Consider the following 16,607-nt stretch of genomic DNA (forward strand, 5'->3'; position numbering starts at 1 on the left):
GCGTTATGCCCCGCCGGCCCCGCCTGCAACCACAGGGTTTCGTAGAACAGAATCACTTCGAACAGTTCGCGGTACACCGAGAAAAACGCCAGTGTCGCAAAACCGAAACGGCCACCGCCGCCCACCAGGCTGCTCTTGATGTAATCCTGCCAGGCCGCCGCGTGGCGACGGTCGTGCATCCACACGCCGAGCCAGAGCACCATGACCGCGGCGAACAACGCCGTCGCACCCTCCAGCAATTCACGCTGCGAGCCGCTGACATCAATCACGTACGCCGCCAGCGCCCAGGTCGCCAGACCGGCCAGCAACGCCAGGCCCCAACCAACGTTGACGCTGCGCACCGCCGATTGCTGGCCGGTGTTGCGCAGGAAGGCAAGGATCGCCGCCAGCACCAAAATCGCTTCCAGACCTTCGCGCAACAGAATCAGCAGACCGGAGATGTAACTCAAGGACCAACTCAGGCCATCACTGCCCAACAGGCCGGCAGACTCTTTCAACTTGGCTTTGGCCGCCTCCAGACGCTCTTGGGCCTGGGCCACCGGCAAACCGTCCTGCAAAGACTGACGGTACGCCATCAGCGATTTTTCGGTGTCCTTGCGCACGTTGGCGTCGACGTTGTCCAGTGAGCTTTCGACCAGTTCGAAACCTTCCAGGTACGCCGCCACCGACAGGTCATAGGCTTGGTCGTGATCGCCGGCACGATAGGCCGCGATACTTTTGTCCAGCGTTGCAGCGGTGTAGTCGAGCAACTGCGCCGGGCCACGCTTGACCTGCGGCGGTTGCGCACGCTGCGCACGGAAAGTCGCTGCCGCTTGCGGGCCTTCGGCAGCCAGCACTTCGGCCGGAGTCTGACGGGCCAGGTCGGCGATGTTGTAGGTCTTTTCAGATGCGGCTGCGGCCGGATCGGCACTGAAACCGGCGATGTAGGTCGCCAGGTCCCAGCGCTGACGATCGTCCAGCTGGTCGGCGAAGGCCGGCATGTCAGTGCCTTCGACGCCCATCCCCAAGGTGTTGTAGATCGCGTACAGGCTCAGGCGGTCCAACCGCGCGGCATCGCGCAGATTGGCCGGCGGCGGCGTCAGGCCGACACCGGCAGGGCCATCACCGGCCCCCGCATCGCCATGGCAGACCGAGCAATGCTGGGTGTACATCGACGCACCACGGGTTGGGTCCGGCGTAATGATCGGCGCCTGACTGACCTCATAGGCCACCGCCAGCTTCGCACCGAGCTGCCGTGCCTGACGGGAAACGTCCGAGCCGTCCTGCCGCGCAGCGATGGATTTGCGCAGTGTGCTGACACCCTGCTCCAGCACCGCTTTTTCCGGCTTGGCCGGCAGGCCGGCGATCAGGCCTTGCAGCACCTTGCTGAATTCCAGCTGCTCGCGGTATTCAGACTCATTGATGACTTTGCCGGACTCGACCGACTCCGGGTAATCGGCGCCGATGTAATCAAGCAAATGCAGCGCTTGCGGCGCACCTTCTACGGTGTCGGCCAGCAGATTGGAACTGCACAAGGCAAACAGCGGCAATACCAGCCAGGCCAAGAAACGGGACGGGGCAGTCATGAATGAATCTCAATTGGAAATACGAAGTAACACATTGTTCACTTCGAATGAGTTTCGCTCAAGCTTTGTTGTCTGAAACGCCGTCGCAGACCTCGAATGGTGTTTTTGCCAGATGATGGCATCTTTATGTTTAGCAGCAATCAAAAAGCCATTACTGCGCCACCTTCCCTGTCTATAATGACGAGCCTTCAATTGATCGATATGGCACTCAAAGCTCCTCTGCTTATGAGGAATTGGCAGGACGCCCGTCTGCGCCGATAGGTCCAAAAAGCCCGACCAGCAAGCGCGGCTGATCACCATTCACGGAAGAAGTACCTATGGCCTCCCGCGCCCTTGCAGTGATTGCGGTCAGCGCTGTCACACTCCTCTCCGGCTGTTCGGTGTTTCGCAACTACGACTCGGAGCTCGCACAAACCAACATGCAGCTGGCTTCCGGCAATATCGATGCGGCGCTGACCCTGCTGGAAAAGAACAACTTCGGTGCCGACAAGGACCTCCTCTACTACTTCGAGAAGGGTGAACTGCTGCGCGCCAAGGGCGATCTGTCCGGCAGCCAGAGCGCCTGGAGCAGCGCCGATGTCGTGGTCGGTCAATGGGAAGAGTCGGTCAAACTCGATGCCGGCAAGTACCTCGCTCAGTTCGGCAGCTTCCTGGTGAACGACAAGGTCCGCCGCTACGAAGGCTACGACTACGAAAAAGTCATGCTGACCACGCAAATGGCCCTGAATCTGCTGGCCGTCAACGACTTCGACGGCGCACGTATCGCGATCAAGAAAACCCACGAACGAGAAGCGGTGATCGCCGACCTGCGCGACAAGGAATACCTCAAGAGCGAAGAGGAAGCCGATAAGGTAGGCATCAAGACCGAGTTAAAAGACTTGTATGGCTATCCCGTCGCCAGCCTCGACGCACCTGAAGTGGTTGGGCTGAAAAACAGCTACCAGAGTGCCTTCAGCCATTACCTGGCCGGCTTCGTCTACGAAGCCCTGGGCGAAAAAGGCCTGGCCGCACCGGGTTACCGCACAGCAGCCGAACTGCGCCCGAACACTCCGCTGCTGGAGCAGGCATTGAAGGATCTGGACCAGAAAAGTGCCGAGGACGAAGACAGCGACATCCTGATCGTCGTGCAAAGCGGGCTGGCGCCGGCCCGGGGTTCGATCCGCTTGCCACTGACTCTGCCGATCAGCGCCGGCGTGGTGATCGCTCCGCTGTCCTTCCCGGTCATCAAGCCAGATACCTCCACCGCCCCGCTCACCCAGATTGGCGTGGACGGTCAGCAACTCACCCTGACGCAACTCAACAGCATTACCACCATGTCCCGCCGCGCACTGCGTGACGACATGCCTGGCATCATTGTGCGCACCACTGTTCGTGCGGCTACCCGTGGCGTGGCGCAGGAAAAGATCCAACAAGTCAGCCAGTTGGCGGGCATGGCAGTCGGTTACAGTTCAACCGTGCTCGAAGGTGCCGATACCCGTACGTGGCGCACCCTGCCGGACAACACCCATGTCGTGCGCCTGCGCCTGAAGAAAGGCGAGCACCAGGTCGCGGTTGGAACGACAGTGCTCAAGATCACCGTTGACCAGCACTATCAAGTCATCAGCCTGCGCGCCGTGGGCAACCAGGTCTTCGCCAGCGGCCTGGCCGTTCACGCGACCCCGAGCGCCAGCCCGACAGCCGTGGCCAGCTTCAAACAACTTTAATTACGGAGTCTTCCCATGCGCTTCAAACTCATCGCTGTCGTCATCCTGGCCTTGTTGGCCGGTTGCGCCACAACAGCCGCCAGCAAGGTCGTGGCCTTGGGCAAGCTAAGGGACATTGAGATCGACGCCATGCGTGTCGCCCGGGAAAACGGCTTCATTACGGTCAATACACAGCTGAGCAACACCAGCTCCGACAACAAGACCTTCTACTACCGCTTTGCCTGGCTCGACCCTGATGGCTTCCCGGTTGCCGAAGAAGAAACCTGGAAGAGCCAGATGATGTACGGCGAGCAGACCCGCTACATTCAGGCCATAGCGCCCACCCCCAAGGCCGTGGATTTCCGCCTGGAAATCAATACGCCTTAACACCCTATTCGTTCAGCTTCAGAGAGCATTCCCATGTTTGTACGCTTTTCGATTATTGCCGCTATCGCCCTCCTGGCCAGTGGTTGCGCCAGCAACCACCCACCGACCCTGGGCAGCAAGAACACCAGCTATGGCGACACCAAGGCTGTGGAAACCATCACCAACGAGTTCAGCTCCACCGACCTGCAGATCATCGCCGAGTCCATGACCCGCTCTCTCGCCCAGTCCGGCATTCTGCGTGGACGCCCGGTGGTCCAGGTCTACGACGTGAAGAACAAGACCAGCGAATACATCGACACCCGTGAAATCACCACCACCATCAAGACCCAACTGATGAAATCGGGCACGGCACGCTTCTCCAGCGACAACGCCGACATGCAGAACCAGGTTGATCAGATCCAGCTGCAAAACCAGAGCGGTCTGTACAAGAAAGCCACCGTGTCCAAGATCGGCAACATGATCGCCGCCAAATACCGCCTTGAAGGTTCGATCAGCTCGATCGTCAAGCGCAGCAGCGAGTACAAGGACGTCTTCTACAAATTCAGCCTGCAATTGATCGACGTTGAAAGCGGTCTGGCCGAGTGGATGGACGAAAAAGAGATCCGAAAAACTACGGAGCATTAATCAATGCGCGCATGGATTGGGATGATGGCCCTGGCTTGCACGTTCAGCGTGCAGGCGGCCCCGAAAGTCGCAGTAACCGACCTGGCATACGAGGAGCGCGTGGAGCAGTACATCCACACCGTTTCGTCCAAGGACAATTACCGCGAGGGTGAGTACAGCTCCAGCGGTTCTTCGAGCTACGACTCGTTCGAATCCAAAACCAGTTACATCGAGCAAACCGAGCTGCGCAAATTCACCGGCGACATCAAGGGCCAGATGCTGCGCTCCGGAATGTTCCAGCTGGTGCAAGGCAAGCCGCACACCGCCGAATCCAAAGTCGATATCTATGACGTGATCGAGCGGATCAAGGCCGGCAACTTCGAGGGCGCCGACTATGTACTGTTCGGCACCTTGTCGGACGTAGACTTCAACAGTGATGTCAACGAGATACCCAACACCAACAGCTATTCCTCGGTGCTGGCACTGACCCTGGTGGCGGATTTCAGCCTGATCGACACCAAAACCTTCGAAATCACCTCGGCCTTCACGGCGATGGGCGAAGGCCAGGACACCAAGTTGACGAACCATCGGGACGCGAAGATCTCACAGAGTCGCCCACGGTTGGTACGAGAGGTGTCCAAGTCCCTGGGGGAAGATGTGGCTCGTCAGTTGAGCGAACAACTGGGTGGCAGCGGGAATGAGCAGCAAGAGCAGGCGCCGTTGAGCAATAACCTGCCAGAGGATACAGAGCCGGTCATTTTGCGCTGATCCCTTGAACGAAAAAGGCGACCTCAAGGGTCGCCTTTTTTGTGCCTGGCGGTTTTACACCGCCGCTTTGCGCAGCGTCGCCATAAACGCCGCAGCGCCAATGAACAGCCCGGCAAACGTGCGGTTCATGCGTCTTTGCTGCTTGGGCGTGCGCAACATGCGCAGCACTTTGGACGCCAGCCCGGTGTAACCGGCCATGACGATCAGGTCAACGCAGACCATGGTTACGCCGATGATCAGGTATTGAACCAGTAATGGCGCATGCGGGTCGATAAACTGCGGCAACACCGCCAGCATGAACACCAGGGCCTTGGGGTTGCTGATGTTGACCAGGAAACCGCGGAACACCAGGGCCATCGGCTTGCCGATCTGACGCACCGCCGCGTCATCGCTCATGTCGCTGGGCAGTGCGCGCCATTGCTTGATCGCGAGATAAACCAGGTACGCCACGCCGAACCATTTGATCGCATAAAAAGCGCTGGCCGACGCCGTGAGGATCGCGCCGACACCGGCGCCGACAATCGCGATCTGCACCGCCAGGCCCAATTGCAGACCCAGGGCATTCCAGTAACCGCGCCAGAAACCGTATTGCAGACCGCTGGACATCGACGCAATGGCGCCGGCACCGGGAGACAGGCTGATCACCCAGCAGGCGGCAAAAAACGCCAGCCATGTTTGAAGCTCCATCGCACACCTCGACTCAGACTCGTAAACAGATGTCTAAGCTAATGCGGCTTTGGGCCGATGACTACCGATTTTTTTGCGGGATGTTACAACTTGAAGTCCCTATCGCGAGCAGGCTCGCTCCCACAGTTTGATCTTCAGCGAACACAAAATATGTGAGCGCCATAGATCCACTGTGGGAGCGAGCCTGCTCGCGATAGCGGTGTGTCAGCAGCAAAAGGCTTACTTTTCGAACCCGTTCGAGGGGAATACATCACTACCACGCCAGCGTCGAACCGAGCGCTGGAAGAACAGGCTGTTAGGCACCTGAACCATCGCACTGCCGGTCCCAAGCTCTTCAGCTTCGATCAACGTGGTGTAAAGCAGATTGATCGCCACCACCCGACCTTTGACGCCAGGCTTGTCAGTGGTGTCCACCAACTCGACCACATCGCCGAGGCGAAACGGGCCGACGGTGAAGATCAGGATCGCGCAGAGCAGATTGGAGAGCACGCTCCACATGGCGAAAAACGCCACCGCCGCGACCGCGACGAAGCCGGACAGTGCGGTCCAGAGCACCGTCGCCGACACCCCGAGGCGTTCCAGCACGAAAATCAGCGCACTGCCCATGATCAGCCAGCGCAGGCCGCCCCGCAGCGGCATCAGCAACTGCGGCGGAAACGGGTAGCGCTCGCCCAGGCGTGTCAGGCACTTCGCAACAAAGCGCTGGGTGAAGTAACCGGCCAACAGAATCAGCAGGATTTGCACGACGAGCCAGATCGGCTCGACCCACACCGCCGGCAGCGGCAGCTTGAACGCCTCCATCAGGACAGCGCCTCCAGCTCCGCCTGCATGCTTTCCAGCAATTCCAGGGCTTCCATCCAGGCTTCTTCCAGTTCGGCTTCACGCACTTTCAGCTTGGCTTGCTCGGCCAGCAGATCACGCAGGTCGTTCTTGCGCGCCGGCTCGTAAATGTCGCTGTCGCCGAGGCTGGTATCGATCTTCGCCAGCTTCTCGTGGAGCTTGCCGAGCTCGGCTTCGAGCTTGTCAGCCTCACGCTTGTGCGGTGCCAGTTGCTGACGCAACGCAGCGGCGGCCTGACGCTGGGCCTTCTTGTCAGTCTTGTCCGGATTGACCGGCGTGGTGCTGACCGGGGCGTTGCGCTGACGGTAGTCGACCAGCCAACGGGCGTAGTCTTCCAGGTCGCCATCAAACTCCTCGACCTTGCCGTCCGCCACCAGATAGAAATTGTCGGTGGTGCTTTTGAGCAAATGACGATCGTGGGAGACCACCAGTACCGCACCGCTGAATTCCTGCAGGGCCATGGTCAGCGCCAGGCGCATTTCCAGGTCCAGGTGGTTGGTCGGTTCGTCGAGCAGCAACAGGTTCGGCCGCTCCCAGGCGATCAACGCCAGGGCCAGACGTGCCTTCTCGCCACCGGAGAAGTTCAGCACTGGTTCGTCGATGCGCGCGCCGCGGAAGTCGAAACCACCGAGGAAGTCGCGCAACGTCTGCTCACGCTCGGTTGGCGCCAGACGCTGCAAGTGCAGCAACGGGCTGGCCTTCGAGTCGAGGGAATCGAGCTGATGCTGGGCGAAGTAACCGACGACAGTGTTCTCGCCACGGGTCAGCCGACCGGCCAGCGGCGAAAGCTCACCGGCGAGGTTTTTGATCAGGGTCGATTTACCGGCGCCGTTGGGGCCGAGCAAACCGATGCGCGCGCCGGGGGTCAGTTGCAGCTTGACCTTCTCCAGCACGGTTTTGTCGCCGTAGCCCAGACGGGCATCGGACAGATCGATCAGCGGGCTGGAAATCTTCGTCGACTCGCGGAAGACGAAGTCGAACGGCGAATCGACGTGGGCGGCGGACAACTCTTCCATCCGCTCCAGCGCCTTGATCCGGCTCTGGGCCTGGCGGGCCTTGGTGGCCTGGGCCTTGAAGCGGGCGATGTAGCTTTCCATGTGCGCACGTTGCGCCTGCTGCTTCTCGTAGGCTTGCTGTTGCTGGGCCAGACGTTCGGCGCGGGCACGTTCGAAAGCGCTGTAACCACCGCGATACAGGGTGATCTTGCGTTGGTCGACGTGGGCCACGTGATCGACCACGGCGTCGAGAAAATCCCGGTCGTGGGAAATCAGCAGCAAGGTGCCGGGGTAACTTTTCAGCCATTCTTCGAGCCAGATGATGGCGTCGAGGTCCAAGTGGTTGGTCGGTTCGTCGAGCAGCAGCAAGTCCGAGGGGCACATCAATGCCTGCGCCAGGTTCAGGCGCATCCGCCAGCCACCGGAGAAATCGCCGACCTGGCGATCCATCTGCTCATTGGTGAACCCAAGCCCGGCCAGCAGCTTGCGGGCACGAGCGTCGGCGGTGTAACCGTCGGCGCTGTCGAGTTCCGAGTGCAGGCGGGCCAGAGCGGTGCCGTCATGGGCGGCTTCGGCCGCGGCGAGGTCACGTTGCACCTCGCGCAGGCGCAGGTCGCCATCGAGCACGTAGTCGACCGCCAGGCGTTCGAGCGTCTCGATCTCCTGGCGCATGTGGGCGATGCGCCAGTCGGCCGGCAGGAAGCAATCACCCGAGTCCGGGTGCAGTTCGCCCCGGATCAAGGCGAACAGGCTCGATTTGCCGGCGCCGTTGGCACCGATGAGGCCGGCTTTGTGGCCGGCGTGCAGGGTCAGCTCGGCGTCTTCTAGCAGACGTTGCGGGCCACGCTGTAAAGTCAGGTTCTGAAGTCGAATCATAATGGCGGCGGAGTCTACCAGCTTCGCTCGCAACTGGCGCGAGTAGCACTATGTCCTCTGACCTGTGGAGCTTTTCCCTTGGCACTTACGCCCGTCCCGGCGTTGAAGCCGCGTGCCTGACCCTGCAATCGACGGGGGTGAATGTGTGCCTGTTGCTATGCGGGTTGTGGCTTGGCCAGCGGGGAGTCGCCTGCAACGAGCATCGACTTCAGCAGCTTCGCAACGTGGCGCAGCCTTGGGACGCGGATGTTGTTCAACCGCTGCGCGCCTTGCGCATGCGATGGAAAGTCGTCGCGACTGAGGACGCCGAACTGAATGCGTTACGCGAACAAGTAAAAACGCTGGAGCTGGAAGCCGAGCGGCATTTGCTGATGCGGCTGGAGCGAGCGGCGTTGAATTGGCCGCAGTGTGAGGCGACCGATTTATCGGCCTGGCTGGAGGGTGTGGCGGCGGGTGCCGCCCACCTGGACCGCGACGCGCTGCATCAGCTGCGCGTCGCGGCAACCGGCACTTAGGAAGCGCTGGTTGGGGTGGAGCTGGTGCTCGACGGTGCGACAGGCGTTGGCGCCGTGGTGACTGTCGAGGTGGAGGCTGCTGGTGCAGGCGCGGCCGAAGCGGATGGCGCCGGTGTCGCTGGCTTGGCAGCAATTACCGGGGTCGGCTTGGCAACAGCGGCCGGTTTTTTCACGGCTGGTTTGGCTGCTGGCTTGGCAGCTGGTTTTGCAGCCGGCTTGGCAGCGGCAGGTTTGGCTGCTGGTTTCGCTGCTGGTTTCGCTGCGGCAGGTTTTGCCGCGGTGGCTGGCTTGGCAGCGGCGGCAGGTTTTGCAGTCGCAGGTTTTGCAGCGGCAGTCCTGGTAGCGGCCGGTTTGGCAGCAGGTTTCGCAGCAGCAGTTTTAGCCACTGGTTTTGCCGCTGGCTTGGCAGCGGTTTTAGCGGCGACTGGCTTGGCAGCAGGCTTCGCAGCAGCAGTTTTAGCGGCTGGTTTTGCAGCCGTTTTAACTGCCGGTTTTGCGGCGGGTTTGGCCGCTGCAGTTTTCGCTACGGCCGGTTTGGCAGCAGTGGTTTTTGCAGCCGGTTTTGCGGCAGCTGTTTTGGCAGCGGCTGGCTTGGCAGCAGGTTTGGCAGCAGCAGTTTTAGCGGCTGGTTTTGCAGCCGGTTTAGCAGCGCTGGCAGCGACTGGTTTTTTCGCCGCAGGTTTAGCTGCAGGTTTAGCCGCCGCTTTCACAGGTGCCTTGGCGGCAGGTTTGGCCGGTGCTTTTGCAGCAGCCGGTTTGGCAGCGGCTTTCTTCGCAGGGGCCGCAGCTGGCTTGGCCGCACGCAAGGACAACGCCTTGGCGACAGCCTCTTGAACACGACCGACGCCCTGGGCCAGTTTCAGGCTTTCTTGGGCATCGCGTTTGAGTTGCAGAATGTAGGCGCGGGTGTCGGACTGACGATCCTTGAGGGCATCGAGCACGTCTTCGAGTTGCTGCACGCCGTCCTTCGCCTTGGCTTGTGCCTTGGCTTTGCCGGCCGCCGCAGCGTCCTGCAATTTGGTGCGGGATTTGTGCAATTTCTCTTGTGCTTTTCCGCGCTGTTTTTCCAGTTTGGCGAGCAGTTTTTCAGCATCAGCCAAGGCTTGGGAACAAGCGGTTTCCAAATGCTCGAGCAAGCTGCCCGACAGTTGTTGGAGTAAGTGCAACGGGGTATTTACAGGCTTCTTGGTGGCCGACATGGTTTACCTCCTGGCTGACGTGGGTGCGGCTCATACTAGACCTCTGCTGCTACCGCCGCTAGGGCATGTTGACAGTATCGAAAGCGTCGCGTTGCAACGGATCGAAAATCTTCTGCGCTTACGCAAAACAAGTTCACTGTCGAACGCATTCACACTGGCATAATCTGCCGCATCTCAGGTCGGAGAGTGCCCATGTCGCGCTACCTTTTTTTATCGCTGTGCGTGTTTTTTTCCATCGCTCAAGCCGCCGAAAAAACCCAGGAAAATGAAGCTCACGATCTCGCTTACAGCCTGGGCGCGAGCCTCGGCGAACGCTTGCGCCTGGAGGTTCCCGACCTGCAACTGCAGGCGCTGGTCGAAGGTTTGCAGCAAGCCTATCAAGGCAAACCCCTGGCCCTGAAGGATGAGCAGATCGAACAGATTCTGACCGAGCACGAAGCGCAGACAGCTTTGCAGTCGCCTCCGCCACAAAGCGAAGCCGCCCTCGAAAAAGAGCACCGATTTCTCGCCGAAGAAAAAACCAGACCCGGCGTTCGCGAACTGGCCGATGGAATATTGCTGACGGAGCTGACACCCGGCACCGGCGCGAAAGCCGGTCCGAATGGCAAGGTCCAGGTGCTGTACGTCGGTCGTCTTCCCGACGGCACCGTGTTCGATCAGAACACTCAACCGCAATGGTTCAGTCTCGACAGCGTGATCAGCGGATGGCGCAGCGCGCTGCAAAACATGCCGGTCGGTGCGAAGTGGCGACTGGTGATTCCATCGGCCCAAGCCTATGGCGCCGACGGTGCCGGCGACTTGATCGAGCCGTTCACGCCGCTGGTATTCGAAGTCGAATTGCGCGGCGCCACCAGCTAAACAGCGGAAACGAAAAACGGCGCGCAAAGCGCACCGTTTTGAGGTGTGGCAGGAAGGGGTTCAGGCCTGAACCGAATCCTCTTCCTTGTGAGCGGTGTGCAGCACTTCGATCAGGCAGTCTTCCAGTTCGAAGCGTTCGTGCAACAAGCCACCCAGCTCTTTGAATTTCTCTGCTACGCACTTGCCTGCGTCACACAGGTCGTTGAACGCGAGCAGCTTCTCGGTGATGACGTCGATGCGCGGGTAGATGGTCTCGGCGAGTTCCAGACCACGCTTGTCGTTGAAAGCCTTGGCCTCCCCCGTCAGCTGTTCGTAGATCTCGAAGTGCCCGGCAGACACGTAATCGACCAGCACGCCGCAGAATTCCTGCAATGGCTTGCGGTTCTCACCCAGCGCCTCAGGCTTGGCGCCGAGATCATCATAGGCCCGAACCAGTTCGTGACGTTCCTGCAACCAGCGATCGATCAGCAGATGCACTCCACCCCAGCGTTCCTGAGCATTCTGACAACTTTCGAGCATGGCGGTCTCTCTTCCCTTGTGGGTCATGCTGCTCTACACCTGTCGCACACTTGAAGATCAAGAGTCGGCCAGGCAGAGCGTCATTCGAGCAACATAATTCCAATGACACGTGCGGGCCAGATTATGCCCGCGCGACTGTGGCTTCAAGGTACGCAGCAGATAAAGTTCATACAAGTGTTTAATCGCCGACCAGCGCCCGGTGCGACGACGTGCCGCTGAGCGGTCGCTGACAAGCGATCCAGACCACGCGCAGCAACTGGTAAACACTCAGGATCGTCATGGCGATGAAGAAGAGCAGACTCCACTCGGGAAGGCTCAGGTCAAACAGCGTCCAGGAAATCTGTGCGCATTCGGCCGTGCCCTTGAACATCTGCTGCACCACATAAACCAAGGGGGTGCTTGCGAACGGGTCCGTCAGGCTGAGCGAGCACGCTGACAGCTGTTGCACCGGATCGCCTTGCAACAACACCTGACGCCACGCCGTCACCGTACCCGCCAGACTGCACAGCAAACCGAGCAGCCAGTACAAGAACGAACCGAAGCGTCCGGGGCCATGAACCGAAGCCATCAGGCAGACACCCGTGAGCACCGCCAGGCAAATCCGCTGTAAAAGGCACAGCCCGCAGGGCTTGAGGCCGACTGCATATTCCAGGTAGTAGGAAACGCCCAACGCCAGCGCGCCGGCAATGAAAACCATGAAAAACAAGGAGCGTGAGCAGGCCAACGTCATGGCTTTTCCGTACCAGTAGAGACAAGTGGTTACGGTAGAGGAAAGCGCAGCAGCCTTTCAAGGCAAGCCAGCAAGGACACTTCAGCAGAGGTGTAGGGAATTCCCGACAGAAGCGAGAGGATCAGGTGTAGTCCTCTGTAGGACTTTGCCGTCGAGGCTCTACGAATGTAAGAAAACGTCGCTGCAACACCTACTGCGTGGCGAGAGAGCTTGCCCCCCTCGCCACACAATCAGGCATGAACCGGCGCCGGTAGCGGCGCGGCCAGCAAGCGTTCGTCCAGCAAACCAAGGCCTTCCTGAAACAGCTGATTGCTGCGCTCGGTGTCGCCCAGTTGCGCCAGCAGCCGAGCCAGCTCGGCACAGGCTTCCGGGTTGCGCTGCACGCGCAGGCTGCTTTCCAGATAGTCCCGGGCCTTGCCCCACAAACTGTTTTGCAGACACAGACGACCAAGGGTCAGTAACAGGCTCGGGTCAGCCGGATGATCCTTGAGCCAGCCCTCGGCGGTCTGCAATTGACGCGCAGAGTCACTGCCGCGAACCAGCCCGTAAAGGCGTGCCAGATGGCTGTCGTAGTTGCGCTTGAGCGCCGTTCGCAGGACCTCTTCGGCCTCAACCTGCGCGCCCAGTTGCCGAAGTTGCTCGGCATACGCCAATACCAGTTGCGGCTCCTGGCGCTGAGCCGAGGTGAGTTGTTGCCAAGCGCGGTTGAGCGATTGCAAACCCACCGTCCCGTCTTCTTCCTGACGCGCAGCCAGGGACAGGTTTTCGCCCCAGGCCCGGCGCTCAAGTTCGGCCAGCTCGGCCGCCGGCAGGACCTTGTCCTTGCGCAGCTCCGGCAGCAGGCGAATCACCGCTGACCAGTCGCCGCGCTGCTGATGCAAGCGTTGCAACTGGCGCAAGGTCTGTACGTTGTGAGGGTGACGCTCATGCATCGCCTGCAACGTCGACAGGGCGCCGTCGGTGTCGCCACGGTCGGTCTGCAATTGGGCGTGACTCAGGGCAATCGCCAACTCGGCCTGAGGCTGTCGCTCCAGTGCGCGCTCCAGCAGGTTGTCGCTTTCTTCGTAATGACCTTGTTCGTTCGCCGCGCGGGCAGCGCCGAGGTAGTAAAGCAGCGGCTGGCGCTCGGCTTCGGCGGCGCGATGCAGATGACGCTGCGCGCTGGCCCAGCGACCCTCAGCCAAATCCAGCTGACCGTGCTCGATCGCCACTTGCACCCGACGACTGCGATTGCGCCGCGACCATGGGTTGACCACGCCACTGGAGGTCGTCACCAATTCGATCAACGCCTTGATGCCCCAGAACACCAGCCACAGCACCGCCACCAGCGCCAGGGTGGCCCACAGGCTCGATTCGAAACGAAAGCTCTTGTAGGCGATCAGCACGTAGCCGGCATGTTCGGCAATCGCCAGTCCCAGCGCGGCGGCAACGGCGATGGCCAGAAACACGATCACATAGAGGCGTTTCATGGCGTGGCCTCCTGCGCGGTGCTTGCGGCAGGTTTGGCCATGGGTTTGATCGAGTCCTCGGCGTTGACATTACGTCGCTCGAGATAGCCCTGAACCGCGCTCAGCGTGCCGGTCAGGTCCGGCGTGACCACGGTGACCGGCTGCTTGCTCAGTTCGCCAACCTGCTCGAGCATCACTTTGCTCTGCGGGTTGTCCGGGTTGAAATTACCCTTGAGCACGTCCCGCGCCTCGGCCAGCGCCTGGGTGTAGACCGCAGCCTGACCATTGAGCGCCGCCCACTGCGCCTGTTCCAGCGCCAGGCTCAAGGCCAGGCGCACCTGGCTCAGGCTCTGCCCTGCCAGCAGCGGACGGACATTTTTATCGGCATTGAAATCGATACGGATGTAACGCGAGATCTGATCCCACCACTGCGCCCAACGACTGGCGCCGTCGCCATCGGCGGTCAGGCCCAGCAGCGAATCGCCCCGGTCCTTGTACTCGGGAGCCAGCTCGGTGAGGCTGACCACCTGATCGCGCAGCGCACCCAGTCGCAGGAACAGGCCGGTGCGATCCGGCTGTTCGGTACTGCGCAAGGCGACCAGGGTTTTCGCCACTTGCTCGCGAGCGGCGAAGGAACCCGGATCGTTCTGTTCGCGAAGAATTTCGTCGGCGCCCTGCACCAGGGCCTGAGCGCTGTTGATGTCCTGCAACGCCGAAAGACGCAGGCTGGCCAGGCGCAGCAAGTGTTCGGCCTCAGCCAGGCGCCAGTCCTTGCGGCTGGCGCCGAGGACGGTTTCCAGGCGTTGATTCAAGCGCTGCTGATCGCCTTGCAGCTGGATCACCAGACGGCTGCGGGCATCGAGTTCTTCGGCGGCAGGCATTTGCTCAAGGCGTGCGCTAAGGCGCTGCTCGTTGAGCTTCAGGCTTTGCGCCTGATCGTTCAACGCCTGCACCTGACTCAACTGCTCCTGCGTATTGGCTTGCAGGTGACGCACCTGCCAGACACCCCAACCGCCCACCGCCACACCGGCGGCGCCCAGCAACAGCGCGACGATTGCCAGCCCATTGCCTCGGCGCTGCTCTGCAGCAGGTGGCGCACTTTCTACCGGTGCATCTACCGGCGCATCGATCAATGGCCGGGAGTCATCTTTAGGCAAGGCTGTTTCGCTCACGTATCCATCCTTTGCATTAGAGAACGGGTTCGGGATGCTCCCGTAACACCGTCAGCAAAGCCGTGGCACTCGCGCCACGACAATCCACAACTGTTTGGGCCCCGGCGGCACGTGCCAGCTCGGCGACCCTGGGGCTTGGTACAAACAACGGCAACTGCGCCAACTGTGGCCAGGCATCGCCGGCCAATTGATACAGATGCTCAAAACCCTGTCCACTGCTGACCACCAGCCCGTTCAAGCGTTCCGCCTTGATCCGCTCAGGCAGTGTTGCCGGCGGATACTGTGGAAGCTTGCGGCGATACAACTCCAGATAGTCGACACTAGCACCAAGCTCGCGCAAACGCTCAGCGAGCAACTCGCGGCCACCCTCCCCACGCAGGATCAGCACCCGTGGATCAGGCTGCTCGACAGCCTCGCGCAACGACGCAAGCTCCAGCAAGGCTTCGCTGTCATCACCCTCGGCCGGGAAACTCACGTCCAACCCGTGTTCATCAAGGATCTGCGCCGTCGCCGCGCCTACGCTGAACCACTTCAGGCGCGGTGCTTGCGGCCAGTACTGGTCGACCAGGTCCACCGCGATTCTGGCGGCGGGCTTGCTGACCACGATCACGGCGCAATAACGATCCAGATCCTGAATCACCAGGCGCATTGTGGCAGAGGCCGGAATCGGTTCAATTTCCAAAAGCGGCAAACTGCTGCTGAAAATCCCCACTTCGGCCAACACAGCGCTCAGCGCCGCCGACTCATCCGCCGGACGCGTCAGCAGCAGGCGCCAGCCCGTCACTCGTGACCTGCCTCACCGTAGACCGCTTTCAGAATGTCGTTGGCACCCTGGCTCAGGAGGTCTTCGGCCACTCGCACACCCAGTGCTTCGGCATCGCCGCGCGGCGCACGGGCTTCGGCGCTGAGCAGCAGACCGCCGCTCGGATCGCCCACCAGGCCACGCAACCAGATCTGCTCGCCTTCCAGCACGGCGTAGCAGGCGATCGGCACTTGGCAACCGCCATTCAGATGTTTGTTGAGGGCACGTTCGGCGGTGACACGGGTGGCGGTGTCCTGATGGTGCAGCGGCGCGAGCAAGGCGTGAATTTCGCGGTCGGCGGAGCGGCATTCGATGCCTACGGCACCCTGGCCCCCGGCCGGCAGGCTGTCATCGACGCTGATCGCCGAGGTGATGCGATCCTCGAAGCCCAGTCGAATCAGGCCGGCCGCCGCGAGGATGATGGCGTCGTATTCGCCGGCATCGAGCTTGGCCAGGCGCGTGTTGACGTTACCGCGCAGGAAGCGGATTTCCAGGTCCGGGCGACGGGTCAGCAACTGAGCCTGACGGCGCAGGCTGGAGGTGCCGACGATGCTGCCTGACGGCAATTCGTCCAGGCTGGCATAGGTATTGGAGACGAAGGCATCGCGCGGGTCTTCTCGCTCGCAGATGCAGAACAGACCGAGGCCTTCCGGGAAGTCCATCGGCACGTCTTTCATGGAATGCACGGCGATGTCGGCTTCATTTTCCAGCAGCGCGGTTTCCAGCTCCTTGACGAACAGGCCCTTGCCGCCGATTTTCGACAGCGGCGAGTCGAGCAGCTTGTCGCCACGACTGACCATGGGCACCAACGTCACGAGCAGACCTGGATGGGCCTCTTCCAGACGGGCTTTGACGTATTCGGCCTGCCACAGGGCGAGAGCACTTTTGCGGGTGGCGATGCGGATTTCGCGAGAGGACATGGATCAATCCGTACTGAATAGATACGGCAGATAATAACAGC

General features: G+C 60.9%; 17 protein-coding genes. 6 read left to right on the top strand and 11 right to left on the bottom strand.

What is annotated here, in order from left to right; translation table 11 throughout:
* The coding region (locus KGA97_RS13310) for an FTR1 family protein (RefSeq protein WP_223480909.1) at nt 1–1,565 on the bottom strand (1,565 nt) is incomplete at its 3' end.
* A gap of 317 nt (nt 1,566–1,882) precedes the next feature.
* On the opposite strand from KGA97_RS13310, the gene KGA97_RS13315 reads away from it, so the two are divergent.
* From KGA97_RS13315 to KGA97_RS13330, 4 genes are read left to right on the top strand one after another with little or no spacing between them, the layout of a single operon-like run.
* Nucleotides 1,883–3,268, top strand: a complete 1,386-nt coding sequence (locus KGA97_RS13315; RefSeq protein ID WP_223480910.1) for a COG3014 family protein — start codon at nt 1,883–1,885, stop codon at nt 3,266–3,268.
* A 15-nt stretch (nt 3,269–3,283) separates the two neighbouring features.
* Complete coding sequence (locus KGA97_RS13320) at nt 3,284–3,634, top strand: YcfL family protein (protein ID WP_192227488.1); 351 nt, start codon at nt 3,284–3,286, stop codon at nt 3,632–3,634.
* Between the two features lie 33 nt (nt 3,635–3,667).
* On the top strand, nt 3,668–4,258 hold the full coding sequence (gene lpoB, locus KGA97_RS13325; RefSeq protein ID WP_207284919.1) for a penicillin-binding protein activator LpoB: 591 nt from the start codon (nt 3,668–3,670) through the stop codon (nt 4,256–4,258).
* A gap of 3 nt (nt 4,259–4,261) precedes the next feature.
* Nucleotides 4,262–5,005, top strand: coding sequence for a hypothetical protein (locus KGA97_RS13330; protein WP_008040655.1), 744 nt, complete (start codon nt 4,262–4,264; stop codon nt 5,003–5,005).
* 54 nt (nt 5,006–5,059) lie between these two features.
* Here KGA97_RS13330 and KGA97_RS13335 read toward each other — a convergent pair whose 3' ends face one another.
* From KGA97_RS13335 to KGA97_RS13345, 3 genes are all read right to left on the bottom strand, one after another.
* Nucleotides 5,060–5,692, bottom strand: coding sequence for a LysE family transporter (locus tag KGA97_RS13335; RefSeq protein ID WP_008024319.1), 633 nt, complete (start codon nt 5,690–5,692; stop codon nt 5,060–5,062).
* Nucleotides 5,693–5,911: 219 nt separating this feature from the next.
* Nucleotides 5,912–6,493 carry a mechanosensitive ion channel family protein gene (locus tag KGA97_RS13340; RefSeq protein WP_008040650.1) on the bottom strand — a complete coding sequence of 194 codons (582 nt, stop codon included), beginning with the start codon at nt 6,491–6,493 and terminating at the stop codon, nt 5,912–5,914.
* Nucleotides 6,493–8,403, bottom strand: coding sequence for an ATP-binding cassette domain-containing protein (locus tag KGA97_RS13345; protein WP_008040648.1), 1,911 nt, complete (start codon nt 8,401–8,403; stop codon nt 6,493–6,495). Before KGA97_RS13345 ends, KGA97_RS13340 begins: the two co-directional genes overlap by 1 nt.
* Before the next feature lie 50 nt (nt 8,404–8,453).
* On the opposite strand from KGA97_RS13345, the gene KGA97_RS13350 reads away from it, so the two are divergent.
* Complete coding sequence (locus tag KGA97_RS13350) at nt 8,454–8,918, top strand: TIGR02444 family protein (RefSeq protein WP_192227484.1); 465 nt, start codon at nt 8,454–8,456, stop codon at nt 8,916–8,918.
* On the opposite strand, the gene KGA97_RS13355 is transcribed toward KGA97_RS13350, so the two are convergent.
* On the bottom strand, nt 8,915–10,117 hold the full coding sequence (locus KGA97_RS13355; RefSeq protein WP_223480911.1) for an AlgP family protein: 1,203 nt from the start codon (nt 10,115–10,117) through the stop codon (nt 8,915–8,917). The two genes, KGA97_RS13350 and KGA97_RS13355, sit on opposite strands and share 4 nt — an antisense overlap.
* Nucleotides 10,118–10,309: 192 nt before the next feature.
* On the opposite strand from KGA97_RS13355, the gene KGA97_RS13360 reads away from it, so the two are divergent.
* Complete coding sequence (locus KGA97_RS13360) at nt 10,310–10,975, top strand: FKBP-type peptidyl-prolyl cis-trans isomerase (protein ID WP_207284923.1); 666 nt, start codon at nt 10,310–10,312, stop codon at nt 10,973–10,975.
* Nucleotides 10,976–11,035: 60 nt separating this feature from the next.
* On the opposite strand, the gene rsd is transcribed toward KGA97_RS13360, so the two are convergent.
* From rsd to hemC, 6 genes are all read right to left on the bottom strand, one after another.
* Nucleotides 11,036–11,494 carry a sigma D regulator gene (gene rsd / locus KGA97_RS13365; RefSeq protein ID WP_150631439.1) on the bottom strand — a complete coding sequence of 153 codons (459 nt, stop codon included), beginning with the start codon at nt 11,492–11,494 and terminating at the stop codon, nt 11,036–11,038.
* 178 nt (nt 11,495–11,672) lie between these two features.
* Nucleotides 11,673–12,224 carry a disulfide bond formation protein B gene (locus KGA97_RS13370; RefSeq protein ID WP_008040642.1) on the bottom strand — a complete coding sequence of 184 codons (552 nt, stop codon included), beginning with the start codon at nt 12,222–12,224 and terminating at the stop codon, nt 11,673–11,675.
* Between the two features lie 230 nt (nt 12,225–12,454).
* Entirely contained in the window at nt 12,455–13,693 is a 1,239-nt protein-coding gene (locus KGA97_RS13375; RefSeq protein WP_223480912.1) for a heme biosynthesis protein HemY, read from the bottom strand.
* A complete protein-coding gene (locus KGA97_RS13380; protein WP_192227479.1) occupies nt 13,690–14,844 on the bottom strand; it encodes a uroporphyrinogen-III C-methyltransferase in 1,155 nt (384 codons plus the stop codon). The genes KGA97_RS13375 and KGA97_RS13380 overlap by 4 nt, the downstream gene beginning before the upstream one ends.
* Nucleotides 14,845–14,860: 16 nt before the next feature.
* Nucleotides 14,861–15,628, bottom strand: coding sequence for a uroporphyrinogen-III synthase (locus tag KGA97_RS13385; protein WP_223480913.1), 768 nt, complete (start codon nt 15,626–15,628; stop codon nt 14,861–14,863).
* Nucleotides 15,625–16,566 carry a hydroxymethylbilane synthase gene (gene hemC, locus KGA97_RS13390; RefSeq protein ID WP_223415419.1) on the bottom strand — a complete coding sequence of 314 codons (942 nt, stop codon included), beginning with the start codon at nt 16,564–16,566 and terminating at the stop codon, nt 15,625–15,627. The genes KGA97_RS13385 and hemC overlap by 4 nt, the downstream gene beginning before the upstream one ends.
* Nucleotides 16,567–16,607 lie beyond the last annotated feature (41 nt).

Source organism: Pseudomonas sp. BF-B-15, assembly GCF_019946675.1.
Taxonomy (GTDB): Bacteria; Pseudomonadota; Gammaproteobacteria; order Pseudomonadales; family Pseudomonadaceae; genus Aquipseudomonas; species Aquipseudomonas migulae.